The 24,008-nt window shown below is 58.9% G+C and carries 23 protein-coding genes; 8 read left to right on the top strand and 15 right to left on the bottom strand.

Annotation, left to right across the window (positions count from 1 at the left end):
• Positions 1-178 precede the first annotated feature (178 nt).
• The 5 genes from CKW38_RS12880 to CKW38_RS12860 all read left to right on the top strand — a co-directional run bounded on the left by CKW38_RS12880 (position 179) and on the right by CKW38_RS12860 (position 7,080).
• Positions 179-1,663, top strand: coding sequence for a dermonecrotic toxin domain-containing protein (locus CKW38_RS12880; RefSeq protein WP_095112906.1), 1,485 nt, complete (start codon positions 179-181; stop codon positions 1,661-1,663).
• Positions 1,664-1,772: 109 nt separating this feature from the next.
• The gene (locus CKW38_RS12875; protein ID WP_095112905.1) at positions 1,773-3,545 is read left to right on the top strand and encodes an N-acetylglutaminylglutamine amidotransferase; all 1,773 of its coding nucleotides are present in this window, start codon (positions 1,773-1,775) and stop codon (positions 3,543-3,545) included.
• A 3-nt stretch (positions 3,546-3,548) separates the two neighbouring features.
• Complete coding sequence (ngg, locus tag CKW38_RS12870) at positions 3,549-5,297, top strand: N-acetylglutaminylglutamine synthetase (RefSeq protein ID WP_095112904.1); 1,749 nt, start codon at positions 3,549-3,551, stop codon at positions 5,295-5,297.
• Positions 5,298-5,463: 166 nt separating this feature from the next.
• Positions 5,464-6,654, top strand: coding sequence for an osmoprotectant NAGGN system M42 family peptidase (locus CKW38_RS12865; protein WP_007949948.1), 1,191 nt, complete (start codon positions 5,464-5,466; stop codon positions 6,652-6,654).
• 198 nt (positions 6,655-6,852) lie between these two features.
• Entirely contained in the window at positions 6,853-7,080 is a 228-nt protein-coding gene (locus tag CKW38_RS12860) for a YheU family protein (RefSeq protein WP_003199186.1), read from the top strand.
• Positions 7,081-7,084: 4 nt separating this feature from the next.
• On the opposite strand, the gene csrA is transcribed toward CKW38_RS12860, so the two are convergent.
• The 3 genes from csrA to CKW38_RS12845 form a co-directional block, all read right to left on the bottom strand.
• A complete protein-coding gene (csrA, locus tag CKW38_RS12855) occupies positions 7,085-7,270 on the bottom strand; it encodes a carbon storage regulator CsrA (RefSeq protein WP_007908359.1) in 186 nt (61 codons plus the stop codon).
• A gap of 135 nt (positions 7,271-7,405) precedes the next feature.
• Entirely contained in the window at positions 7,406-7,738 is a 333-nt protein-coding gene (locus CKW38_RS12850; RefSeq protein WP_007908357.1) for a YnfA family protein, read from the bottom strand.
• 63 nt (positions 7,739-7,801) lie between these two features.
• A complete protein-coding gene (locus CKW38_RS12845) occupies positions 7,802-8,617 on the bottom strand; it encodes an SDR family oxidoreductase (RefSeq protein WP_095112903.1) in 816 nt (271 codons plus the stop codon).
• Between the two features lie 323 nt (positions 8,618-8,940).
• On the opposite strand from CKW38_RS12845, the gene CKW38_RS12840 reads away from it, so the two are divergent.
• Positions 8,941-9,099 carry a DUF3309 family protein gene (locus CKW38_RS12840; protein ID WP_169432680.1) on the top strand — a complete coding sequence of 53 codons (159 nt, stop codon included), beginning with the start codon at positions 8,941-8,943 and terminating at the stop codon, positions 9,097-9,099.
• A gap of 76 nt (positions 9,100-9,175) precedes the next feature.
• On the opposite strand, the gene CKW38_RS12835 is transcribed toward CKW38_RS12840, so the two are convergent.
• The 10 genes from CKW38_RS12835 to CKW38_RS12790 form a co-directional block, all read right to left on the bottom strand.
• Entirely contained in the window at positions 9,176-11,269 is a 2,094-nt protein-coding gene (locus CKW38_RS12835; RefSeq protein WP_095112902.1) for an LTA synthase family protein, read from the bottom strand.
• Between the two features lie 316 nt (positions 11,270-11,585).
• On the bottom strand, positions 11,586-12,191 hold the full coding sequence (locus CKW38_RS12830) for an START domain-containing protein (protein ID WP_095112901.1): 606 nt from the start codon (positions 12,189-12,191) through the stop codon (positions 11,586-11,588).
• A gap of 41 nt (positions 12,192-12,232) precedes the next feature.
• A complete protein-coding gene (locus CKW38_RS12825) occupies positions 12,233-12,487 on the bottom strand; it encodes a YkgJ family cysteine cluster protein (protein WP_007908349.1) in 255 nt (84 codons plus the stop codon).
• Between the two features lie 166 nt (positions 12,488-12,653).
• The gene (locus CKW38_RS12820; protein ID WP_095112900.1) at positions 12,654-13,124 is read right to left on the bottom strand and encodes a translation initiation factor 2; all 471 of its coding nucleotides are present in this window, start codon (positions 13,122-13,124) and stop codon (positions 12,654-12,656) included.
• 78 nt (positions 13,125-13,202) lie between these two features.
• A complete protein-coding gene (locus CKW38_RS12815; RefSeq protein ID WP_016985994.1) occupies positions 13,203-14,642 on the bottom strand; it encodes a PLP-dependent aminotransferase family protein in 1,440 nt (479 codons plus the stop codon).
• Between the two features lie 202 nt (positions 14,643-14,844).
• Complete coding sequence (locus tag CKW38_RS12810; protein ID WP_007908346.1) at positions 14,845-15,657, bottom strand: OmpA family protein; 813 nt, start codon at positions 15,655-15,657, stop codon at positions 14,845-14,847.
• A complete protein-coding gene (locus tag CKW38_RS12805; protein WP_176472319.1) occupies positions 15,654-16,010 on the bottom strand; it encodes a DUF4398 domain-containing protein in 357 nt (118 codons plus the stop codon). The genes CKW38_RS12810 and CKW38_RS12805 overlap by 4 nt, the downstream gene beginning before the upstream one ends.
• A 9-nt stretch (positions 16,011-16,019) precedes the next feature.
• A complete protein-coding gene (locus tag CKW38_RS12800; RefSeq protein ID WP_095112899.1) occupies positions 16,020-16,853 on the bottom strand; it encodes an ABC transporter substrate-binding protein in 834 nt (277 codons plus the stop codon).
• An 80-nt stretch (positions 16,854-16,933) separates the two neighbouring features.
• Positions 16,934-17,863 carry an electron transfer flavoprotein subunit alpha/FixB family protein gene (locus CKW38_RS12795; protein ID WP_007908340.1) on the bottom strand — a complete coding sequence of 310 codons (930 nt, stop codon included), beginning with the start codon at positions 17,861-17,863 and terminating at the stop codon, positions 16,934-16,936.
• Positions 17,864-18,613, bottom strand: a complete 750-nt coding sequence (locus tag CKW38_RS12790; RefSeq protein WP_007908338.1) for an electron transfer flavoprotein subunit beta/FixA family protein — start codon at positions 18,611-18,613, stop codon at positions 17,864-17,866. It abuts the gene before it with no gap.
• 551 nt (positions 18,614-19,164) lie between these two features.
• On the opposite strand from CKW38_RS12790, the gene CKW38_RS12785 reads away from it, so the two are divergent.
• Complete coding sequence (locus CKW38_RS12785; RefSeq protein ID WP_095112898.1) at positions 19,165-20,829, top strand: electron transfer flavoprotein-ubiquinone oxidoreductase; 1,665 nt, start codon at positions 19,165-19,167, stop codon at positions 20,827-20,829.
• Between the two features lie 183 nt (positions 20,830-21,012).
• On the opposite strand, the gene CKW38_RS12780 is transcribed toward CKW38_RS12785, so the two are convergent.
• Complete coding sequence (locus CKW38_RS12780; RefSeq protein WP_016985999.1) at positions 21,013-21,903, bottom strand: AraC family transcriptional regulator; 891 nt, start codon at positions 21,901-21,903, stop codon at positions 21,013-21,015.
• 193 nt (positions 21,904-22,096) lie between these two features.
• Here CKW38_RS12780 and CKW38_RS12775 point away from each other — a divergent pair, with 193 nt between their 5' ends.
• Complete coding sequence (locus tag CKW38_RS12775) at positions 22,097-23,149, top strand: NAD(P)-dependent alcohol dehydrogenase (protein WP_007908332.1); 1,053 nt, start codon at positions 22,097-22,099, stop codon at positions 23,147-23,149.
• Here CKW38_RS12775 and CKW38_RS12770 read toward each other — a convergent pair.
• Positions 23,146-23,949, bottom strand: coding sequence for an IclR family transcriptional regulator (locus CKW38_RS12770; RefSeq protein ID WP_007908330.1), 804 nt, complete (start codon positions 23,947-23,949; stop codon positions 23,146-23,148). The genes CKW38_RS12775 and CKW38_RS12770 overlap by 4 nt on opposite strands.
• Positions 23,950-24,008 lie beyond the last annotated feature (59 nt).

Raw genomic sequence — 24,008 nt, 5'->3', positions numbered from 1 at the left:
GTGCCATCTCCCCTGCAAATACCGCACACACACTCAGACCTTTCCGTGGCGATAGATATGTATATATTTCAATCAAAATACCGCTGACTTCATGGCTCAAGCGATCAAATAAACACGTTATTTTTTTTCGTTTCGACGGCCTAGGATCAAGTCTCTTCTTCAACACGAGATTTCCAACATGATTATCCAGACGCAACAACAAGCAAGCGTTTTGACCCATGAACCCACGCTGAAAAAACTGCTCAATGTAATGGGCAACCGGGACAAGGCAACCGTCGTTGCCCGATTCATCAGTGACGGATTGCTCAAAGCCGACCCGGTCAGACTTGACGGATTCCGTGCATTGTTCGATGAGGCGCTGCCCTACCAGTACTACATTGATCAATTGCTGGGCAAACTGGAAACGCTGGAGGATCTCTGCAAGCGAAAGCTGCGACAGGCGCTGCAGCAACAGTATGGAGGACGATTCAGTATCAACGACAGCATCAAGCTCAAACCCGCGACAGCCGTGGACGATGGCTCCCACACCTACACCTTGTTGCAGGCAGCGATGCTGAATTTTACGCAACAGGAAGCGGCTGCCGGTTACTTCTCGGACGACAGCGAGATCTTAACCAAAGTCGACGAAGAAGCGCCCGACGGCTCAACGCCTACTCAGATAACCGCACAAGCGTTTGCGCTATTGAGTCGCCAGCTTGATCTCGGGGGCGAATACAAGAAACACATATCCAGAACGTTCAGAGTCTCAAGTCTCGAATTGATCAGCCTGCGAATGCATAAAACAAACATGAAGCTCGCCGCCTACGGAAAATATTTCAGCAAACCGAACTTCCCTCTTTCTCGGCTTGTCACCCTGTTGAACCTCGCCAAAGGCAACGAAGACATTGTTTATGGTGACCTGTTCAACAACTCCAGAATCAAGCTGTATTCGATACAACTATTTGGCAAATACATGACAGATGCCGTATTGATAACCTGTCGCCAGACCGATCAATCGACGAAAGACAGCTACTACGTTTACATTCCCAATGATGCTGGCGACAGCTTTTACCAGGACGACAGTGAAGACCAGTGCAGGTATCGCCTGGCCGTCAACTTCGTTGCAAGTAAAGAACTGCAAGAACTGTTCATTTCGCAATTGACCCACCGCGAACAAAGTGACTTCCGGACATTGAACCTGGAAAGCCTTTCGTTCCTGGAAGACATCGCGTTCATCCCGCTGGAGACAGGCCTGTACAAACATCTTTTCGATCGCCATCTCGATAAGTTGACAGCAGATGCCGGGGAACTCGCGGTGGCGGTTGCCAATGTCAACGAGGCCGCCTACGCCAATCGCCGGGAGAATCAGGCGTCACTTATAAGCGCAGCCCATCTCAACAGCCCGAACGAGGACTTCAACAGGCGCTTGCGTATTTATGCCACGGATGAATTGCTGGCCCTCGTTTTCGCCAGCCTCGATCGTTGGACCGCCATCGAAAAACACGATGCGCTGTCTCGACTGGTGGATCTGAAAAAACGCCTGACCGCAACAGACTCCGCGAAGCCCGGTGCCCCCATAAACAGCGAAATGGCGGACGACTACTTCGGGCAGTTCGAGGTGCAGAAACATTTGCGCGAACAACCGGGCACTCTGCTGCACAAGCTGGAACCTGTTGCCTTATAACTTATCGTTCTAAAACTCCACTTACCGGGGCGGGTCAGTTTCTGAGTACCCGCTCTTCTGGCGAGGTACGGCTTGACCCCTCCCCAACGGAAAAACCGGTAAGGACTTTATGTGCGGATTAGCTGGCGAGTTACGCTTTGATCAACAACCTGCAGACCTTGCAGCGATCGAGAGAATCACCCATCACCTGGCCCCTCGCGGCCCCGACGCGTGGGGCTTCCATGCCCAAGGGCCGATTGCCCTGGGCCACCGTCGCCTGAAAATCATGGACCTGTCGGACGGCTCGGCGCAGCCGATGATCGACAGTCAACTTGGCCTTTCCCTGGCCTTCAACGGTGCGATCTACAACTTCCCCGAGCTGCGCGCCGAACTCGAAGCGCTGGGTTACGCGTTCTATTCCGGTGGCGACACCGAAGTGTTGCTCAAGGGCTACCACGCTTGGGGCGAAGCGCTGCTGCCCAAGCTCAACGGGATGTTCGCCTTCGCCATTTGGGAACGCGACGCCAAACGCCTGTTCATCGCCCGCGACCGTCTCGGCGTGAAGCCGTTGTACCTGTCGCGCACCGGCCAGCGCCTGCGTTTTGCATCGGCCTTGCCGGCGTTGCTCAAGGGCGGCGACATCAACCCGATTCTCGATCCGGTGGCGCTCAATCACTATCTGAATTTCCATGCCGTGGTCCCGGCGCCGCGCACCTTGCTGGCCGGCATCGAAAAGCTGCCGCCAGCGACCTGGATGCGCGTTGAAGCCGACGGCAGCACCGAGCAGAAAACCTGGTGGACCCTGCCCTACGGCCCACACGACGACGAAAAAAATCTGACGCTGGAAGACTGGGTCGACCGCGTCCTCGACAGCACCCGCGAAGCGGTGGCGATTCGTCAACGTGCCGCTGTGGATGTCGGTGTGCTGCTGTCCGGCGGTGTCGACTCGAGCATGCTCGTCGGCCTGTTGCGTGAAGTCGGCGTCGAGAACCTCTCGACGTTCTCCATCGGTTTCCAGGATGCCGGCGGCGAACGCGGTGACGAGTTTCAGTATTCCGATCTGATCGCCAAGCATTACGGCACGCAGCACCATCAGTTGCGCATCGACGAGAAAGAAATCATCGAGCAATTGCCCGCCGCGTTCCGCGCGATGAGCGAACCGATGGTCAGTCACGACTGTATTGCGTTCTATCTGCTGTCGCGTGAAGTGGCCAAGCACTGCAAGGTTGTGCAGAGCGGCCAGGGCGCAGACGAATTGTTCGCCGGTTATCACTGGTACCCGCAAGTCGACGGCGCTGCCGATCCTTACGCGGCTTATCGCAACGCGTTTTTCGACCGCAGCTACGACGACTACGCCGCCACCGTGCAACCGCAGTGGCTGACTGCGCATGACGCGGCCGGTGACTTCGTCAAAGAGCATTTCGCCCAGCCCGGCGCCGAGGCGGCGGTGGACAAAGCCCTGCGTCTGGACAGCACGGTGATGCTGGTCGACGATCCGGTCAAACGCGTCGACAACATGACCATGGCCTGGGGCCTGGAAGCGCGTACGCCGTTTCTCGACTACCGACTGGTCGAACTCTCGGCGCGTGTGCCGGGCCAATTCAAGCTGCCCGATGGCGGTAAACAAGTGCTGAAAGAAGCTGCTCGCCGAGTGATTCCGAGCGAAGTGATCGACCGCAAAAAAGGCTACTTCCCGGTGCCCGGCCTCAAGCACTTGCAGGGCGATACGCTGAACTGGGTGCGCGAACTGCTGCTTGATCCGAGTCAGGATCGCGGCCTGTTCAACCCGGCCATGCTCGACAAATTGCTGACCGATCCGCAAGGCCAACTGACGCCGTTACGCGGTTCGAAGCTGTGGCAACTGGCGGCCCTGAACCTGTGGCTCAGTGAACAAGGAATCTGATTGATGAAACCCCACGCCACGGCCATCAACCAACGGCTGATACGCGGTCAGACACCATCCTATGAACGCTTGCAGGCACGTCTGGCCGAAGACGGCAGCACGCTGGCCGCCGAGCCGATTGCGCTGCATTGCGGCTGGGGCCGGTTGCTGATCGGCCACACGTTTCCCGACCCGGCATCACTGGCGCAGGAACTGCTGAAAGAGCAGCCCGGCGAGCGCGACATTGCCTTGTATGTCGCCGCGCCGCAGCAGATTCTTGGCCTGGAACCGACGCAACTGTTTCTCGACCCGTCGGACACCTTGCGCCTTTGGTTCAGCGATTACCGCCAGGCCACCCGAGTGTTTCGCGGCTTTCGCATCCGCCGTGCACAGAGTGAGGCGGACTGGCAAGCGATCAACCAGTTGTATCAGGCGCGCGGCATGTTGCCGATCGATGCCACGCGGCTGACCCCGCACCATCAGGGCGGCCCGGTGTACTGGTTGGCCGAGGACGAAGACAGCGGCGCGGTGATCGGCAGCGTCATGGGCCTGAACCATCAAAAAGCCTTCAACGACCCGGAAAACGGCAGCAGCCTGTGGTGCCTGGCGGTTGATCCGCAGTGCTCGCGCCCGGGTGTCGGCGAAGTGCTGGTGCGGCATCTGATCGAACACTTCATGAGTCGCGGCCTGAGTTATCTCGACCTGTCGGTGTTGCACGACAACCGTCAGGCGAAAAACCTCTACGCCAAGCTCGGTTTTCGCAATCTGTCGACCTTCGCCATCAAGCGCAAGAACGGCATCAATCAGCCGCTGTTTCTCGGCCCCGGGCCGGAGGCGCAGTTCAATCCGTATGCGCGGATCATCGTTGAAGAAGCGCATCGGCGCGGTATTGATGTGCAAGTGGACGACGCCGATGCCGGCCTGTTCACCCTCAGTCATGGCGGGCGCCGGGTGCGTTGCCGTGAATCGCTGAGCGACCTGACCAGCGCGATCAGCATGAGTCTGTGTCAGGACAAAAGCCTGACGCACAAAGTGCTCAAAGGCGCCGGGTTGAACCTGCCCTCGCAGCAATTGGCGGGCAATGCCGACGACAATCTGGCCTTCCTCGACGAGCATCAACGGGTGGTGGTCAAGCCGCTCGACGGAGAACAAGGTCAAGGCGTGGCGGTGGATTTGCAAAGCATCGAAGAGGTGCAGCAAGCCATCGAATCGGCGAAGCAGTTTGATAGCCGCGTGCTGCTGGAAAGCTTCCACGAAGGGCTTGATCTGCGGATTCTGGTGATTGGCTTTGAAGTGGTGGCCGCGGCGATTCGCAAGCCTGCCGAAGTGGTTGGCGATGGTCAGCATTCGGTGGGCGCATTGATCGAGGCGCAGAGTCGGCGTCGGCAAGCGGCCACCAGCGGTGAGAGCAAGATCCCGCTGGACCACGAGACCCAGCGCACCTTGCATGCAGCGGGTTATGACTACAGCAGCATTCTGCCGGCCGGTGAGCATTTGTTTGTGCGGCGTACGGCGAATTTGCACACCGGCGGCACGCTGGAAGATGTCACGGCTGTTCTGCACCCGACGCTGGTCGATGCGGCAGTACGGGCGGCACGGGCGCTGGATATTCCGATGGTCGGCCTCGATCTGATGGTGCCGGCGGCGGATCAGCCCGAGTACGTGTTTATCGAGGCCAACGAGCGCGCCGGGCTGGCCAACCATGAGCCGCAGCCGACGGCGGAGCGGTTTGTCGATTTGTTGTTTCCGCACAGTCAGCCGGCTGTCTCTTGATTCTCTAGTGACTGAACCGACGCCATCGCTGGCAAGCCAGCTCCCACAAGTTTTGCGGTACACACAAAAACTGTGGGAGCTGGCTTGCCAGCGATGAGGCCCGATCAAGCAACACAAAACTTTCCTCATCGAAACCATCGGTGTGCTCAACCCATCAGGAGTTTCCATGACCACGCAAATCCCCGAACCGGATCTCAACTACCTGCAAAAAGTACTGCTGGAAATGCTCGCCATTCCCAGCCCCACCGGGTTTACCGACACCATCGTGCGCTATGTCGCCGAGCGTCTGGAAGAACTCGGCATCCCTTTTGAAATGACCCGGCGCGGCACCATTCGCGCCACACTCAAAGGCAAAAAGAACAGCCCCGACCGCGCGGTCTCCGCGCACCTCGACACCATCGGCGCGGCGGTTCGTGCGATCAAAGACAACGGTCGCCTGACCCTCGCCCCGGTCGGCTGCTGGTCGAGCCGTTTTGCCGAGGGCAGCCGTGTCAGCCTGTTCACCGACAACGGCGTGATTCGCGGCAGTGTGTTGCCGCTGATGGCCTCCGGGCACGCGTTCAACACCGCCGTGGACGAGATGCCGATCAGTTGGGATCACGTTGAACTGCGCCTGGACGCTTACTGTGCGACCAAGGCCGACTGCGACTCGCTGGGCATCAGCATCGGTGACGTGGTCGCCTTCGATCCGCTGCCGGAATTCACCGAAAGCGGCCATATCAGCGCCCGTCACCTCGATGACAAGGCCGGGGTTGCAGCGCTGCTGGCGGCACTCAAAGCCATCGTCGACAGCGGCCAGGAACTGATGATCGACTGCCATCCGCTGTTTACCATCACCGAAGAGACCGGCAGCGGCGCGGCAGCGGCATTGCCGTGGGACGTCAGCGAATTCGTCGGCATCGACATCGCACCGGTCGCTCCGGGGCAGCACTCCAGCGAGCATGCGGTGAGTGTGGCGATGCAGGATTCCGGCGGGCCGTACGACTATCACCTGTCGCGACATTTGCTGAAATTGGCCAGCGAGAACGAGTTGCCGGTGCGCCGCGACCTGTTCCGCTATTACTTCAGCGATGCGCATTCGGCGGTGACTGCAGGCCACGACATCCGCACTGCCCTGCTCGCGTTTGGTTGCGATGCGACCCATGGTTATGAGCGTACGCACATCGACAGCCTGGCCGCGCTGAGTCGATTGCTTGGCGCCTATATTCTGAGTCCGCCAGTGTTTGCCAGCGATGCCGCGCCGGCGAATGCCTCGCTGGACCGCTTCAGTCATCAGATCGAGCATGACACGCAGATGGAGAGTGATACGCGGGTGCCGTCGGTGGACAGTCTGGTGGGGCAGCGTTCCGATACTTGATCCGGCTTTGTGATGACAGGACTGGCCCCATCGCTGGCAAGCCAGCTCCCACAGGTATCGGAGGTGTACACAAATTTGTGTTGCCCCAATTACTGTGGGAGCTGGCTTGCCAGCGATGAGGTCGGCATAGGCAACACAAAACTGGCAGGCAAACCGCAATCGCCGTAGCATCCCGCCATTGATTCAGCCGAGGTGCCCATGCTCATTCCCCACGACCAACTTGAAGTCGACACCCTCACCCGCCTCATCGAAGATTTCGTCACCCGCGACGGCACCGACAACGGCGATGACACGCCGCTGGAAACCCGTGTGCTGCGCGTGCGTCAGGCCTTGACCAAAGGCCAGGCGCTGATCGTCTTCGACCCGGAAAGCGAGCAATGTCAGTTGATGCTCAAACACGATGTGCCCAAGCATCTGTTCGATTGAATGCCTAGCGGAGCTTTTCGGTGGCCTGCTTGCGCTTGATCCGGTCATAGACCTCCGCGCGGTGCACATTGACCTTTTGCGGGGCCTCGACGCCAAAGCGCACGCTGGAGCCGTTCACCGACAGCACGCGCAGGGAAATGTCGTCGCCGATTGAAATCAACTCACCAACGACACGGCTGAGTACAAGCATGAGATTCGTCCTTCAGGGTTAGCGAACCCTGAAGATGCGCGGCTTGCCGCGGCTCTACAATGCATGGCGGGCAAATCAGTTTTGCCTTACAGCCATGCTCGCATCAAGCCGTCAGACGTTTCCGACAAATACCCCTCACGCCGCAGAAAATCGCGGCCCGAACAGAATCACGCTAGCGCCGATCACGCACAGCGCCACGCCGATCCAGTCCGAACTCAAAGGACGCACCCGCTCGACCACCATCAGCCAGCCAATCGACGCGACGATGTAGATCCCGCCATACGCGGCATAGGCACGCCCCGCGTAGTTAGCTTCAACGCGGGTCAGCAGCAGTGCGAACAGGGTCAGACTGAGCAGCGCAGGAATCACCCACAAGGCACTTTTGCCCTGACGCAGCCACATGAAGAAGGCGAAACAACCGGCGATTTCAAACAGCGCCGCAAGAAAGAACCACAGGTAATTGAGCATTGACGTGTCTCGACAGGGTGACCATTGCGGCCACCCTAGCGACGCTGTCTCCGACGGGCAAGCTCAGCCGTTGTTCTGTTTGGCTTTGGCGCGCATTTTCTCCGCCATTGAGGTCATTTCGTTGTAGAGCAGTTGCGGGTTCTTCTGCTTCAGCGCCCAGGCCATGCGCCCTTGTTCGTGGGGCAGGATCATGAACTCGCCAGCGGCGACTTGCTGATAGATGTAGTCAGCGATATCCGCCGCCGTAATTGGCGAACTTTCCAGCAACTTGCCGACCTGCGCTTTCATCGCCGGGGTGGGACCACGGAACGAATCCAGCAAGTTGGTCTGGAAGAACGACGGACACACCACGTGAACGCCTACTTCCTGTTGCGCCAGCTCGATCAGCAAGCTTTCCGACAACGCCACCACCCCGGCCTTGGCCACGTTGTAGTTGCTCATGGCCGGGCCTTGCATCAATGCCGCCATCGAGGCGATGTTGATAATCTTGCCTTTGCTTTGCTCCAGCAGCGGCAGGAACGCCTTGCAGCCCTTGACCACGCCCATCAGGTTGATCGCGATCTGCCAGTCCCAGTCTTCCAGCGACAGCTCGCTGAAGAAACCGCCCGAGGCAACACCGGCGTTGTTGACGATGATGTCGATGCCGCCGAGCTTCTCTTCGCAGGCCTGGGCGAACGCGGTGAGCTGGCTGTAATCACGCACATCGCAGCGCTGAATGAACCCGTCGCCACCGGCCTCGCGGACCATTTTCAGGGTTTCCTGCAGGCCGGGTTCGCTGACATCGGACAAGGCCAGTTGCCAGCCTTCACGCGCCCAGCGCAGCGCGATTTCGCGACCCAGGCCCGAGCCCGCACCAGTGATCATCATGCGATTTTGCATAGCAAACAGCCTTGTTGTTCCGGGGAAGATGCGCCGAGTGTAGCGAAGGATCGGCGCGCGCCCACGCTCCATCAAGTTGCTGAATGCAAGATCAAAAGATCGCAGCCTTCGGCAGCTCCTGCATCGAACTCCTGTAGGAGCTGCCGAAGGCTGCGATCTTTTGATCTTGTGCTTCAAAGGAAATAAACAAGCAATCCAAATACATTAAAAAAACATTGAATTTTCTTTCACGCGCACCGGTCGGAATTTGTAAGCCGTCTGGAATTACTTAGTCTCCAGTCGCCCTTGAATACCAAGACTTCTCGAACACTATCAACAAGGAAATCGACATGGGCACAATTCTTATCATTATCCTGATCCTGTTGCTGATCGGTGGTCTGCCGGTCTTCCCGCACTCCAGAAGTTGGGGTTACGGTCCATCGGGGATTATCGGCGTGGTGTTGGTGGTGCTGTTGGTGCTGCTGTTACTCGGTCGGATATAACGATGTAACCGGCAAAAAAAAGAGGCCCTGTTCAGGGCCTCTTTTTTATTGCGCGGATTTTACTGGCAGTGAGCGATCAATCCGGCTTGCCGTGAATGACGCCAGCGGTGTTATCCATCAGGCTTTTGGTCGCCGTTTGCAGGAACGCTTCGAGTTTGAGTTTCAACTCGGCAGTGCGCGGTGCATTTGGAATGACTTCGGCGTGCGGGTTGGCACCTAGCTGGTACTGCCACATCTTCGGCCCCATGTCCTTGTCTCTTGGCAACACCAGGATCTGGTCGGCGGTGACGATGGCGGTCGTCTGCTCACTGCCCGACGGTTTGATCACACCGAAACCGGTGTCGCCTTCCGGCAGGTTGAGCAAATCGCGGCCCCAGCACTGATGACGCACTTCGCCACCGAGACGGCCCATGATGGTCGGCACGATGTCGATCTGCGTACCCACGGTGTGGTCACGGGTACCGAACTTCTCTTGGATGCCCGGTGCAATCATCAGCATCGGTACGTTGAAGCGGCCCAGGTCCATCTCGGTGATTTGGCGCTCGTTGCCGAAGCCGTGGTCGCCGACGATGACGAACAGGGTTTCCTTGAAGTACGGCTCTTTGCGCGCCTTCTCGAAGAACTGACCCAGTGCCCAGTCGGAGTAGCGCATGGCGGTCAAGTGTTCGTTGAGGCTGCCACGGTCAGTCACGCGCTCGACCGGCAATGGCGTCGGCAAGGCGTATGGCGTGTGGTTGGACAGGGTTTGCAGCAGCGCGTAGAACGGCTTGCCGTTTTCCCGCGCCTTGAGCTCCTGCAGACCACGGTCGAACATGTCCTGGTCGGACACGCCCCAGGTCGGATCGGAGAACACCGGGTTGACGAAGTCATTACGGCCAACGAAGTTGGTCATGCCCTGGTTGCTGAAGAAGCCCGACTGGTTGTCCCAGGCGAAGTCGCCGTTGTAGACGTATACGTCGTCGTAGTCGCGGGCGCTGAGCACCTGCGGCAGGCCGGACAGCTTGTGGCTGCCTTCCGGGGTCTGCATCAGGTATTCGAAACCTGGCAGGTTGGGGAAGCAGGCCATGGTCGCGAACATGCCCTGATGGGTGTGCGTACCGTTGGAGAAGAAGCGGTCGAACAGCAGACCTTCCTTCGACAGTTTGTCCAGGTATGGCGTGATGTTGCCTGGCGCGCCCAATGCACCGACCGAGTGACCGGCCATGCTTTCCATCAGGATCACTACAACGTTCTTGATCGGCAGGGTCTTGTCGGCCGGCGGCGTGTAATCACGGCGCACGGCGGCAATATCGGCATCGACCAGTTTGTCGTCAGGCATCAGCAGCATATCGCGCACGACTTTCTGCGCTTGCTCCTGCGGTAACGTCGCTTTCCAGATATTGTCGCGATCTTCGCCTATGCGCGACTTGGCAGCCTCGATCAGCGACAGCGTGGCGTTGAGGCCAAGCTGGTTGGCGAAGTTGGAATCGGTGGTGTAGACGTCACCCCAACGCATCGGCGGGCCTTGACGCAGAGTGCCACGAGCGGCAACCACGCAAATCAGCAAGCAGACCACGAACACCGCAAGACGGGTGTACCACGGCGCAACTTGACGGGTGCTGACGCTGCCGCCACTGAACGGTCCGCGCGGACGCGTGGCACGGTCGGCGCCTTTGAATGCCAGGGTCAGGATGACAGTGCCGATGACCCATCCCAGCAGATAGCGAACCACCGGGAAACCGTACCAGAGCATGCTCATCACGGTTTTCGGGTCTTCTTTCACGTACTGGAACACCAGACCATTGAGGCGCTGGTGGAACTCACGATAGAAGTCCATCTCCATCAGGCCAAGGAACAGCGCGATGCTTGAGGCGATGGTCAGCCACAGGCGGAAGAAACCGCGAGCGGCCATGGCGCGGGCACTGAACAGTGCCAGCACCAGCGGAATGCACACGTAAACCACCAGGCGCAGGTCGAAACGCAGGCCATTGGCGAAGGCTTCGAGAAAGGTCGAAGCCGGGGTGTCGAGGATCATCTCGCGGTTGTAGACCAGCAGCGCGAGGCGCAGCACGGAAAACATCACCATCATGACCAGCGCGCAAAGCAGCGTGTAGGCCAGATGCGATTTGACGGTCGGTTGCAGCAGGCGAGCAGAAGATCGCTGCTGATTCAGGGCGTCCGGGTTTGCCATGTCGTTTTAGGACCCATTGGAAGTTGAAGTTGCAAAAATACAGCGGCGCCATGCCCTCTATTGGTCATTCCAGACCCCGGGGCGTGCGCGGTGCGCAAATGTTGCACGATCACCTGCACCATTGCCATTGATTACTGCCCCGCCGCCAGACACTTTCATCTAGAGCCATGGCAAACCGGGAAAGCGTGCAAACAGCGCGGGCGAATTGTCAGGAACACTTTGTGAAAATTTCGTGCAACGCATATCTGGAAACACAATATTGCGAGAAAACAAAACGCCCCGTATCGGTCGGGGCGTTTTGTGTAGAGCGCGCTTATTACTTCTCGGCGCGTTCTTTCAGAGCTTTCAAGGTGTTGAACGGCGCATCGACGACGAACTTGTTGGCCACCATTGCCGGCACGCTACCGCCTGGCTCGGTGTGCACCTGATAAGTCACTTCAACCTGGTCGCCCTTGGGCACGAACTTCCAGAAGCCTTTGACCTGCTGAACGCGGACAAAGCCCTTTTCTTCCGGCATGTACGTCGGCAAGCCTTCCAGATTGCGGGTCAGGCTGCCATCGGCGCCTTCAACGGTGGTCACCTTCAGCACCGAGTCACGCGGAGTAACTGGCCAAGGCGTGTTGAACTGGGTGTAGGTCCAGCTCTGATCGCCTTCGTGCTTGAGCAGTTTCTGGGTCTTGCATTCGTGAATCCAGGCGCACGCGCCGGAGACATCTTCCTGCAGTGCGCGCAGTTTGGCGACGGTGGTTTTCATTAGCGCAACGCCCTGGTAGGACTTGTAGTCCGAACCCGGCACTTCACTGAGGGAAATCTTGATACCGTCTTCGTTCTTGGCGACTTTCCAGTCTTCAGCCTGAGCGACGGACGTGGCCAGCACAGCGGTCAAACCACACAACACAGCGATACGATGCAGCGAACCCATAGTCTTATTCCTTATTGTTGAAGTTCCGTTCGTTTGACACATCACGCCGCCGTCATTTGCTCCCACCAGCCGATCAGCCTGATCGCTTCTTCCGAGCTGCTGCCGCAGACCTCGACATCCGCAGCAAAGCCCGAACAGACTGCCGGGCGCTCCGGGCGGCCGAAAATGCTGCACAGGTTTTCGACCGAAAGCTGCACGCAACGTTCGCCGGCAGGTTTGCCATCAGGCATGCCGGGAATCGGCGAACTGATGGATGGGGCAATGCAGCAAGCGCCACAGCCTTCACGGCATTTCATGACGAACAATTCCTCGCGACGGGCGATGTGTAAAAGGGACGCGGAACAGAGTAACCGCTAAAACGGCTGTTTCAAATTCCCGGAACCGGGGTTTTTAGCGATAACTGAATATGACTGACCAGTCTCCGACAAAGCGTCTGGTCTGCGGGTCACAGATGGGCTGGTTTTACTGTTTGAATTCGAAATCCAGCGCCGCGCCTTCGACTTCGCGGCGCTCTTCGTTGCGCAGTTGCAACTGCATTTCGTTGCTGAGCAAGCGGCCGTTGAGCTGGAATCCGTTGTTTTTCTCGCCAAACATCTGCGGCAGGATCGGCTCGCGCTTGGGCAATTCAACCGTGCCCTTGGGTTTCAATTCCTCGACCATGTCCTTGGGCAGGCTCAAATCGAGTCTGGCCGACGGCAACCTGGTTTTTACCACTTCACTGGCGGGTTTCGATTTCGAGGCGACTGGCTTGCGCTTCTTGATGACTTTTTGCTGGGTTTTCTTCGCCGTAGCGGTCTTCTGCGCGGGCGGATTTTTTTTCGTGGGGCTCGTCGCAGCCGGTTTTTCCTGAACCGCAGCGGCCACAACTCCAGGCGCATGACCGATCATCAGCAAACCCAGCAACACCCAAGCGGCAGGAAAAATCGCTTTCATGAACCCAACGACACTAACGGCAGAGGGCCATATGCTCGCTTGTTGAACGCCACAAGACAAGCATCACCCACCGCCCGTTCAGAATCCGCCAGCCGTTTCCTGACACAGTTGAGTCGCCAACAGACCCAGAGTCATCAACGCCCGCTCCGCCTCGCGGTTCCACGGAATCCCGCAGTTCAGGCGAATACAGTGGTTGAACTGCTCGGTATTACTGAAGATCAGCCCCGGGGCAATACTGATACCCTGCTGCAACGCGCGAACATGCAACTCCTGGGTATTGACCCTCCCCGGCAAGCTCACCCAGAGGATGAAACCGCCCGTGGGCCGGGTCATTTGCGTGCCTTCGGGGAAGTACTGCTGCACCGCCAACTGGAAGGCGCTGAGGTTTTTCCGGTATTCCTGGCGGATGTACCGTAAATGCCGGTCATAACCGCCGTTTTCCAGATAAGCGGCAATCGCCATCTGCGTCACGCTGCACGCCGAATGGGTGCTGAAGGTCTGCAAGCGCTGGATTTCCTGCTGATACTTGCCGGCGATCATCCAGCCGATGCGCACACCGGGTGACAAGGTTTTGGAGAAACTCGAGCAGTAGATCACCCGATCCAGTCGGTCATACGCCTTGAGCGCTTTGGTCTTGCCTTGCTCGAACATCAGTTCGCCATAGATATCATCTTCGACAATCTGAATATCGAAATCAGAAGCCAGGCGCAGCAACTGTTTCTGCCGCTCTTCGGGCATGGTGCCGCCCAGCGGATTGCTCAGCCGCGTGGTCAGCACCAGCGCTTTGATCGACCATTGGTTGGCCGCCAGTTGCAGGGCTTCGAGGCTCATGCCAGTCGCGGGATCGCTCGGAATCTCGATGACTTTCAGGCCGAGCAGATCGGCCAGTTGCAGCAATCCGTAATAGGTCGGCGATTCGGCGGCGATCAGATCACCCGGGCGGGTCAGTACGCGCAACGACATCTGCAAGGCATCGACGCAACCGTGGGTGATCACCACTTCTGACGGATCGACCACCACACCAGCATCGCGCATGCGGATCGCCACCTGGCGGCGCAGCGGCTCAAAACCGGGGCTGAACATGTAACTGAAAGCACGCGGGCTATGGAAGCGCGTGACCTTGGCCAGTTGCTGATGCAGTGCGCGCACCGGCAAGTAATCGACACTCGGCACAGCCGCGCCGAGCGGAAACACGCCTTCTCGGCGTGATTCGACCAGCACCTGTTGAATGATGCTGCTGCGGGTAACCAGGCCCGGCCGTTCGACCCGGGCGATGTCCGGCGTCGGCGCCGTCAGTGCAGGTGTCTGGTGCACGTAATACCCGGACTGCGGGCGCGCCCTAATCAAGCCCTGATCTTCGAGATTGGCGTAAGCCTGCAACACCGTCGCATGGCTGACGTTGAGCTGCGAACTCATCTTGCGCACCGAAGGCACGCGCTCCCCCGGTTGATAGACGCCACGGCGGATGTCTTCGGCCAGTTGCTGAGCAATACGTTGGTAGAGCAAGAGATTGGTCATGACGCAGCACTCGATTTAACGGGCATTTTATTCTTGTGTGAAACAATACCGGAACAGTTTAGAAGTGTACTGGGACAGTTGTCACATTACTCGACCATACAGTGCGGTGTCTGCCCCTGACTGTACTGATTTGCGGGCTATTCGACAGACGTAAAAAAGCCCGGCACTGCATGACAGTCCGGGCTTTCCAGAGACGCAGCCCTCAGCGGGCGGCGCCGAGCTGGCCTTTTTCATCGGAGAAGACAATTTCCACACGACGATTCTGCGCCCGCCCACGCTCGGAAGCATTGGCGTCCACCGGGTATTCGTCGCCGTAGCCTTCGACCTGAATGCGCTTGTCGTCGATGCCCAGATCTATCAACACATCCGCGACCGATTGCGCGCGATCACGAGACAACTTGAGGTTTTCCTGTTTGCCACCGGTACTGTCGGTGTACCCCTCGATACGCACCACGCGTTTGGGGTTCAATTGCAGGAACTGGACGATCTTCAGCACCACGCGGTTGGCCGAGTTTTTCAGCTCCGCTTCACCGGTGTCGAACAGCACATCACCGAGGGTCATTACCAGACCACGGTCGGTCTGCGTGGTGGCCAGTGCGACGATCTGTTCTTCCAGCCATTTGCCCTGCTGCTGCACGCTGAGCAACTTGGATTCACGCAGGGCCAGTTGCAAGCGCTGACGCTCTAGCTCCAGTTTGGCTGCGCGCTCTTCGTTGAGCACCTGATTGGTGTGCTCGCGGGCGATTTCGCTGTAACGCTGACTCAGGTAGGCGTAATGCACCACGTCGGAGCCGCTGCCCCAGTAGGTCGACAGGCGATCGGCACGGGCCAGCGACTCACCGGCGCGGATCACGTCTTTCGGTGCGATGCGCAGCACATTGGAATCTTCCTTGACCTTCTGGAAGTCGGCGCTGGCCTCTTGCAGTGCGGATTCGCTGTGTTGACCGGCGCAGCCGTACAGGCTGGCGCAACCGGCAAGTATCAGACCGCCGAGGACTTTGGATTTGAGGCTCATTGGGCATCTCCCAGTTGCTTGCGCAGACGGACGATGCGGGTGTTGAGCACATTCAGCTGTTCTTCACTTTTTTGCGTCAACACTTTGGCTTCGGCCAGACGAGCATCCAGTTCAGCCTGTTCCGAACGCATGCGCGCGTTGCGGTAGGACTCGTCCGCCATGTTGCCTTTGGCGCGGTTGTACTTGGTTTCGGCCAGTTTCATTTCCGGCACTTCGTCGGCAGTGGCGCCAACAGCCTTGGCCTGGATTATGGCTTGCTCGGTCAGGCGCATTTGTTCAACGGGTGCCGGATCGGTCGCGCAACCGGCCAGGGCCAGAACGGCCATCGCCGCGAAAAGAGGTCGAATACTCACTAAGAATCCCTACTGTTTTGGGGCACTGACGGGTTGTTGCGGCTGTTGCTGCTGCGCCTTCCAGCGCTCGATGTTGCGTTGCAGCGCGGCTTCCGTCAGTCCGGACGCGGGCAATTCTGTCATCTTTTTGGCCAACTGTCCGCGCAACCACGGATCGTTACATGCCGAGTTATGCGAAACCGCAAGAAACAGCCCCGGGCGGTCGACGGGGTGCTCGAACGCCAGCAGGTCATTGGTCATGCCCAATGCCTGCGCGGCGGCCATGCCTGAGTAGCGGCCGGCGAGTACATATTCCACTTCACCGAGGAGCAATTTCTGCAGGGCCTGAGTGAGGTTGGCTGTCCGTGTCAGGGTCAGATTCTGCTCGGCGAAAACGCCGAATGCCTGGGTCATGCGAGACTTTTCCGACATCGCACCGGTGTGGCCATGCAAGTCTTTGGCCTCGCTATAGACCAGTGTCGAGCCTTTACGCGTCCACACCAGATAGTCGTTTTCCAGCAGCGGTGGATAGATGTAGTCGAAGTTTTCCAGTTCATTGAAGGTCAGCGGCGCATCGGCCAGCATGTCCATGCGCCCGCTGCGCACTTCATCGAGGGCTTGCGAGCGTTTGCCGGCGTAGAGCAGTTCGACTTTGATGCCGAGGTCTTTGGCGACCTGTTGCAACAGGTCGGCACTGGCGCCGATCAACTGCTTGGGATTCTGCGGGTCCTGCCACAGGTACGGCGGCGCATCCGGGCTGCCGGTGACGACGAGGCGCTCGCACTTGCCCGCGGCCGTGGCCAAACCCGGCAACAGAGCCAATCCCAGCAATACCGAGTAACGCAATCCGCAGCGCAGATCCATGGCAAAACGCTCCCACTCAAATCCCAGACAAAAAAAAGCCCGACCAAAAGGTCGGGCTCTTTATAAGTGAAGCCGCTGGATTAGACCAGCTTCTCCAGCTCAGGTACGGCTTCGAACAGATCCGCCACCAGGCCGTAATCGGCCACCTGGAAGATCGGCGCTTCTTCGTCCTTGTTGATCGCAACGATCACTTTGGAGTCTTTCATACCGGCCAGGTGCTGGATCGCGCCGGAGATACCGACGGCGATGTACAGCTGTGGCGCAACGATCTTGCCGGTCTGACCGACCTGCATGTCGTTCGGTACGAAACCTGCGTCGACGGCGGCGCGCGAAGCACCCACCGCAGCGCCCAGCTTGTCGGCCAGAGCGTACAGGTGTTTGAAGTTGTCGCCGTTCTGCATGCCGCGGCCGCCGGAAACGACGATCTTGGCTGCGGTCAGCTCTGGACGATCGGATTTGGCCAGTTCTTCGCCAACGAAGCTCGAAGTGCCCGCGTCGTGTGCAGCGCCAACGGCTTCAACAGCAGCCGAACCACCTTCAGCAGCTACCGGATCGAAACCGGTAGCACGCACGGTGATCACTTTGATCGCAGCGGTGGACTGCACGGTAGCGATGGCGTTACCGGCGTAGATCGGACGCTTGAAGGTATCAGCGCTTTCAACCGAGATGATCTCGGAGATCTGGTCAACGTCGAGCTGCGCAGCAACGCGCGGCAGGATGTTTTTGCCGTTGGAGGTAGCGGCAGCCAGGATGTGGCTGTAACCAGCACCAAGCTCAGCTACCAGTGGAGCAACGTTTTCCGGCAGCTGATGCGCGTAAGCGGCGTTATCAGCGTTGAGGACTTTGCTCACGCCTGCGATTTTCGCAGCGGCTTCAGCCACGGCGCCAGCGCCTTGGCCGGCAACCAGAACGTGGATGTCGCCGCCGATTTTGGCCGCAGCAGCCACGGTGTTCAGTGTGGCCGGGGCCAGCACTTTGTTGTCGTGTTCAGCAATAACCAAGATAGTCATTTAGATTACCTTCGCTTCGTTTTTCAGTTTCTCGACCAGTTCAGCCACCGACTTGACCTTGATACCTGCGCTGCGTGCAGCCGGCGCTTCGACTTTCAGGGTCTTGTTGGTGGAGGCGGTGGAAACGCCCAAAGCGTCCGGAGTCAGCACTTCGAGAGGCTTCTTCTTGGCTTTCATGATGTTTGGCAGGGACGCGTAGCGCGGCTCGTTCAAACGCAGGTCGGTGGTGACGATTGCCGGCAGTTTCAGCGAAACAGTCTGCGCGCCGCCGTCGATTTCGCGAGTCACGGCAACGCTGTCGCCGGAGACTTCGACTTTCGAGGCGAACGTGCCCTGACCGTAGCCGCTCAGTGCAGCGAGCATCTGGCCGGTCTGGTTGTTGTCGCTGTCGATGGCCTGTTTGCCAAGGATCACCAGTTGCGGCTGTTCCTTGTCGACCACAGCCTTGAGCAGCTTGGCCACGGCGAGCGAGGTCAGATCTTCAGCGGATTCGACGAGGATGGCACGGTCGGCACCCAGAGCCAGTGCGGTACGCAGCTGCTCCTGAGCGGTGGTCGGGCCGATGGAGACGACGACGATTTCAGTCGCAACACCTTTCTCTTTCAGGCGTACGGCTTCTTCCACTGCGATTTCGCAGAACGGGTTCATCGACATCTTGACGTTGGCGAGATCGACGCCGGAATTGTCCGCCTTGACGCGAACCTTGACGTTGTAATCCACAACGCGTTTGACAGCTACAAGAACCTTCATGGATTCCTCGTTACTCTCCGGTGAAAAGAAAGTCGCCTAGGCGAACCTGGCGGTTGATGCTCATCAGGCTAAAAGGGCACCTCTAAAAACGCCGACCGGGGTGCGAAGTGATTCCACGATGTGAAGGGGGTGCGACCGTTCGTCAGTGGTGACCGACAAGTCATTGATCCTCACGCTGTGTAAACTGCGCGCCAGACTGCGCTGCGCAGCACTCTCGACCACCTGTGCCCTGCCTTTAGACGTGCTCTTGAAACCGCCAGTCTGCCTACGACGAGCGCAAAACCGACCGTATCTTGACCGGAACGCCTATTCCGGTCAATACAGCAAAATGACCATTCATAAGCCGCGCTTCTTTGATTTCTCTGGGCTGGAGCCGATTCAAACAAACGTTTGTATTGGACGCTCGGAGTGGTGTAGATATAATGCGCCGCCTAGAGAGAAAGGTCTGTTCTCCAATATTCCCCTTGACGTTAACGTAAAGGAATAGCGGATGCGACATCAAACCTCCAAATTAGAAAAAAAACTGTTGAGCCTTGAGTAGGAGATAGCCTGTGGAACGCGAATACATGGAATTCGACGTGGTCATCGTCGGTGCCGGCCCCGCTGGCCTGTCCGCCGCCTGCCGTCTGAAGCAGAAGGCCGCCGAAGCCGGTAAGGAAATCAGCGTCTGCGTGGTCGAAAAAGGCTCCGAAGTCGGCGCACACATCCTGTCCGGTGCCGTGTTCGAACCACACGCTCTGAACGAGTTGTTCCCGGACTGGAAAGAACTCGGCGCGCCGCTGAACACTCCGGTCACCCGCGACGATATTTTTGTCCTGAAAAACGCCGAAAGCGCGCAGAAAATTCCTGACTTCTTTGTGCCCAAGACCATGCACAACGAAGGCAACTACATTATTTCCCTCGGCAACCTGTGCCGCTGGCTCGCCCAGCAGGCCGAGAACCTCGGCGTAGAAATCTACCCGGGCTTCGCCGCTCAGGAAGCACTGATCGACGAGCAAGGCGTGGTGCGCGGGATCATCACCGGTGATCTGGGCGTCGACCGCGAAGGCAATCCGAAAGAAGGCCTGTACACCCCGGGCATGGAACTGCGTGGCAAATACACGCTGTTCGCCGAAGGTTGCCGTGGCCACATCGGCAAGCAGCTGATCAAGCGCTACAACCTCGACAGCGATGCCGACGCTCAGCACTACGGCATCGGCCTGAAAGAAATCTGGGAGATCGACCCGGCCAAACACCAGCCAGGCCTGGTGGTGCACACCGCCGGTTGGCCGCTGGACATCATGGGCACCGAGAACACCGGCGGTTCGTTCCTTTATCACCTGGAAAACAACCAAGTGGTGGTTGGTCTGATAGTCGATCTTTCCTACAGCAACACCTACCTGTCGCCATTCGACGAGTTTCAGCGCCTCAAGCATCACCCGGTGCTGGCGCAGTACCTGGAAGGCGGCAAGCGCATCAGCTACGGCGCCCGCGCGATCTGCAAAGGTGGCCTGAACTCGCTGCCGAAAATGGTCTTCAAGGGTGGCGCGCTGATCGGTTGCGACCTCGGCACCCTGAACTTCGCCAAGATCAAAGGCAGCCACACCGCGATGAAGTCCGGCATGCTCGCCGCTGAATCGGTGGCTGACGCGCTGTTCGCGGAAAAGGACGGCACTGAAGAGCTGACCACTTACGTCGACGCGTTCAAGAAGAGCTGGCTTTACGACGAACTGTTCGCCAGCCGTAACTTCGGCCCGGCGATCCACAAGTTCGGCGCCATTGTCGGCGGCGGTTTCAACTGGCTGGACCAGAACATCTTCGGCGGCAAACTGCCGTTCACCCTGCACGACACCAAGCCGGACTACGCTTGCCTCAAGCTCGCGGCGGATTGCAAGAAGATCGACTATCCGAAGCCGGACGGCAAACTCAGCTTTGACAAGCTCAGCTCGGTGTTCATCTCCGGTACCAACCACGAAGAAGAACAGCCTTGCCACTTGAAGCTGACCGACCCGAGCATCCCGATCAGCAAGAACCTGCCGCTGTACGACGAACCGGCGCAGCGCTACTGCCCGGCCGGCGTGTACGAAGTGATCACCAAGGAAGACGGCGAGAAGCGCTTCCAGATCAACGCCCAGAACTGCGTGCACTGCAAGACCTGTGACATCAAGGACCCTTCGCAGAACATCACCTGGGTCACGCCGGAAGGCGCTGGTGGCCCGACTTATCCGAACATGTAAGTCGACCCGCTGAACAACAAGGCTCCCGATCTGGGGGCCTTTTTGTTGCCCAAAATTTAGTGCATCGCATCACCCCCTGTGGGAGCTGGCTTGCCAGCGATGACGGTGGATCAGGCGACATCTATGTTGAATGTGCCGGCCTCATCGCTGGCAAGCCAGCTCCCACAGGGATTGTGTCAATCCTCAGGCAGCGCGCTCGTCGCCCGGGCTGCGCTCAAAGTAGCGTTTGTACTCGCGGCTGAACTGCGACGTACTCTGATACCCCACCCGATGCGCCACCTGCGCCACACCCAAGCCCTCCGCCACCAACAACGTCTGCGCCTTCAACAAACGCAAGCGCTTCAAATACTGCACCGGCGACAACAACGTGCTGCGTTTGAAGTGCTCATGAAAGGTCGACACGCTCATGTTCGCGCAACCGGCCAGGGTCTCGACATTCAGTGGCTCGGTGTAATGCGCATGCAGATGGCTGATCGACGCCGCCACCCGCGCGAACTGCCCCTGCTGCTCGACCAGCGCGCGCAACACATCGGCCTGCGGCCCGCGCAACGCGGTGAACAACAACTCGCGCACCCGCGCCGGCCCGAGAATCTGGCATTCCAGCGGATCGTGCAGGCAACTGAGCAAGCGTTCGACACAGCCGCGCATGTCATCGTCGAGCACCACCGAGGTCATCGACTCCGGCGTCTGCGCCGGGATATGCCGGCCCGGCGCCAGCCCCATGGCCAGCACCAGTTCCCCGAGCAACACCCGATCAATCGCCACCGACACCCCGAGCAACGGCGCATCCGGCAAGGCAAACGTCTCACACTCGAACGGCACCGGCAGTGCCTGAATCAGATAGTGCCCGGCGCCGTACTCCATGGTGCGCGGCCCGAGAAACGCCAGCTTGCTGCCTTGGGCGATGATCATCAGGCTCGGCTCGTAAATGTGCGGGCCACGGGCGACATCGCAACTGGCGCGCAACACTTGCACACCGGGCAACCCGGTAGGCGAGTAACCGTCGCGCAGCGCCAGCGGTTCGATCAGCGAAACCAGGCGCGCATTGGCATCAAGATGACGGGTCAATTGCATCGAATTGTTCTTCACAAAAAATCACGAAAACAGGGGGATGAAAACATCATGGCAGATCCTTTTGCCAATGCGACCGATCAAACCGGTATGCCGGAGGATTAGGCATGAGACCCGGAGGAATCGTCATGGCCGACCGGTCAGTCGACGCCCAAAATGCGCCGCCTCACTTGTTCCTGCTTTTGCGAGGTTTCACATGTACACCGCCATCGGCTATGCCGCCCAATCGGCCACCACCCCCCTCGCCCCGATGAAGTTCGAACGTCGCAGCCCGCGCGCCGACGACGTAGCGATCGAGATTCTCTACTGCGGCGTCTGCCACTCCGACATCCACCAGGCGCGCAACGAATGGGGCATCGCCGTTTACCCGTTGATGCCGGGCCATGAGATTGTCGGAAAAGTCACCGCGATCGGTGCGAATGTCACCCAACACAAAGTCGGCGATCTGGTCGGCGTTGGCTGCATGGTCGACTCTTGCCGTACCTGCGAAGCCTGCCAGTCGAACCTTGAGCAATATTGCCTCGAAGGCCCGACCATGACCTACGCTACCCCGGATCGGGTCGATGGCAGCAACACCATGGGCGGTTATTCGGACAGCATCGTCGTCAGCGAACACTTCGTTGTGCGCATCCCGGAAAAACTCGCATTGGCCAGCGCCGCGCCGATCCTCTGCGCCGGCATCACCACCTACTCGCCGCTCAAGCACTACGGCGTCAAGGCGGGCGACAAGGTCGGGATTCTCGGCATGGGCGGTCTGGGCCACATGGGCATCAAGTTCGCCAAGGCCATGGGCGCTGAAGTGACGCTGTTCACCCGCTCGGCGAGCAAGGCAGAAGAAGGTCGTCGTCAGGGTGCCGATCACGTGATCGTTTCCACCGACGCCGAACAGATGAAAGCCGCGGCCGGTTACTTCGACTTCCTGCTCGACACCATTCCGGTGCAGCACGATCTCAACCCGTACCTCGACACCCTGCGCTTCGACGGCGTGCACATTCTGGTCGGTCTGATCGAGCCGATCGATCCACCGGTCCATGCCGGCAAACTGGTGATGAGCCGTCGTGTATTGGCCGGCTCGTTGATCGGTGGCGTCGCTGAAACCCAGGAAGTGCTGGATTTCTGCGCCGAACACAACATCACCTGCGATATCGAAATGCTCGACATCCGCCAGATCAACGAGGCTTACGCGCGGATGATCGCCGGCGACGTGAAGTACCGTTTCGTGATCGACATGGCGACGCTCAAGGTTTAAATCTTTAGACCGAGTTCCGCCGAAAGCCGGGCTGTGACCCCTTTGATCAGGGGAATCAGCTCGGCCATTTTTTCCAGCGGCATGTATGGCACGGTGCTGGCGATACTGATCGCCGCCACGATGCCCTTGCTCGCATCGCGAATCGGCGCCGCCACGCAGCGGATCGACGGTTCGTTGTCCTCCAGATCGAAGGCGTAGCCGCCGGCGACGTACTCGGTCATGCGCTGCTCCAGCTGTTCCCAGGACTGCTGGGGATGCTGCGGCCAGAACTGACTTTTCCCACCCGCCGGCAGGCTGATGTCGTACAACCGTTGCCAATCTTTCGGCGAGTCATCAAGCATCAACGCCTTACCGATCCCCGTGCGCGCCAGCGGCATGCGATGGCCGACCCGCGAACGCATTTCCGGGCCATTTCGCCCCGGATTCTTCAGCAGATACAGCACTTCATCGCCTTCACGAATCCCCAGGTGCACGGTGTCGCCGGTCAGCGCCGACAACTCGTCCAGATACGGCCCGGCCAAGGTCACCAGCGGCAACTCTTCGCGGGCCTGAAAACCCAGCTCGATCAGCTTCGGCCCGAGCAGATAACCGACTTGCGGCACCACGCGCAGATAGCGCTCATCGACCAGACAACTGGCCAGACGATGGGTGGTGCTGCGCGTGGTGCCGATCAGCCGGGCAATCTCCTTGAGATCGCGGGCGCCACTGGCCACCGCTTGCACCACTCCCAAGCCACGCAACAGCGTCTGCGTGCCGGTGGGCGCGGCGTCCTTGGTTTTTTCCGGAGCGTCTTCCTGCATATCCAGCCTTTTACCGTTGAGCGAGGGAACGGGCGGCATTATGGTCGCCCGACGCAGAC

Source organism: Pseudomonas sp. Irchel 3H7 (assembly GCF_900187605.1).
GTDB lineage: Bacteria > Pseudomonadota > Gammaproteobacteria > Pseudomonadales > Pseudomonadaceae > Aquipseudomonas.
Note: the sequence above shows the minus strand (reverse complement) of the source record. Positions and strands in the feature narration are given on the sequence as shown.

Bases quoted from the DNA above. Each gene is read 5' to 3' on its own strand.
- CKW38_RS12880 (WP_095112906.1), top strand. From the start codon at position 179: ATGATTATCCAGACGCAACAACAAGCAAGCGTTTTGACCCATGAACCC.
- CKW38_RS12875 (WP_095112905.1), top strand. From the start codon at position 1,773: ATGTGCGGATTAGCTGGCGAGTTACGCTTTGATCAACAACCTGCAGAC.
- ngg (WP_095112904.1), top strand. From the start codon at position 3,549: ATGAAACCCCACGCCACGGCCATCAACCAACGGCTGATACGCGGTCAG.
- CKW38_RS12865 (WP_007949948.1), top strand. From the start codon at position 5,464: ATGACCACGCAAATCCCCGAACCGGATCTCAACTACCTGCAAAAAGTA.
- CKW38_RS12860 (WP_003199186.1), top strand. From the start codon at position 6,853: ATGCTCATTCCCCACGACCAACTTGAAGTCGACACCCTCACCCGCCTC.
- csrA (WP_007908359.1), bottom strand. From the start codon at position 7,270: ATGCTTGTACTCAGCCGTGTCGTTGGTGAGTTGATTTCAATCGGCGAC.
- CKW38_RS12850 (WP_007908357.1), bottom strand. From the start codon at position 7,738: ATGCTCAATTACCTGTGGTTCTTTCTTGCGGCGCTGTTTGAAATCGCC.
- CKW38_RS12845 (WP_095112903.1), bottom strand. From the start codon at position 8,617: ATGCAAAATCGCATGATGATCACTGGTGCGGGCTCGGGCCTGGGTCGC.
- CKW38_RS12835 (WP_095112902.1), bottom strand. From the start codon at position 11,269: ATGGCAAACCCGGACGCCCTGAATCAGCAGCGATCTTCTGCTCGCCTG.
- CKW38_RS12830 (WP_095112901.1), bottom strand. From the start codon at position 12,191: ATGGGTTCGCTGCATCGTATCGCTGTGTTGTGTGGTTTGACCGCTGTG.
- CKW38_RS12825 (WP_007908349.1), bottom strand. From the start codon at position 12,487: ATGAAATGCCGTGAAGGCTGTGGCGCTTGCTGCATTGCCCCATCCATC.
- CKW38_RS12820 (WP_095112900.1), bottom strand. From the start codon at position 13,124: ATGAAAGCGATTTTTCCTGCCGCTTGGGTGTTGCTGGGTTTGCTGATG.
- CKW38_RS12815 (WP_016985994.1), bottom strand. From the start codon at position 14,642: ATGACCAATCTCTTGCTCTACCAACGTATTGCTCAGCAACTGGCCGAA.
- CKW38_RS12810 (WP_007908346.1), bottom strand. From the start codon at position 15,657: ATGAGCCTCAAATCCAAAGTCCTCGGCGGTCTGATACTTGCCGGTTGC.
- CKW38_RS12800 (WP_095112899.1), bottom strand. From the start codon at position 16,853: ATGGATCTGCGCTGCGGATTGCGTTACTCGGTATTGCTGGGATTGGCT.
- CKW38_RS12795 (WP_007908340.1), bottom strand. From the start codon at position 17,863: ATGACTATCTTGGTTATTGCTGAACACGACAACAAAGTGCTGGCCCCG.
- CKW38_RS12790 (WP_007908338.1), bottom strand. From the start codon at position 18,613: ATGAAGGTTCTTGTAGCTGTCAAACGCGTTGTGGATTACAACGTCAAG.
- CKW38_RS12780 (WP_016985999.1), bottom strand. From the start codon at position 21,903: ATGCAATTGACCCGTCATCTTGATGCCAATGCGCGCCTGGTTTCGCTG.
- CKW38_RS12775 (WP_007908332.1), top strand. From the start codon at position 22,097: ATGTACACCGCCATCGGCTATGCCGCCCAATCGGCCACCACCCCCCTC.
- CKW38_RS12770 (WP_007908330.1), bottom strand. From the start codon at position 23,949: ATGCAGGAAGACGCTCCGGAAAAAACCAAGGACGCCGCGCCCACCGGC.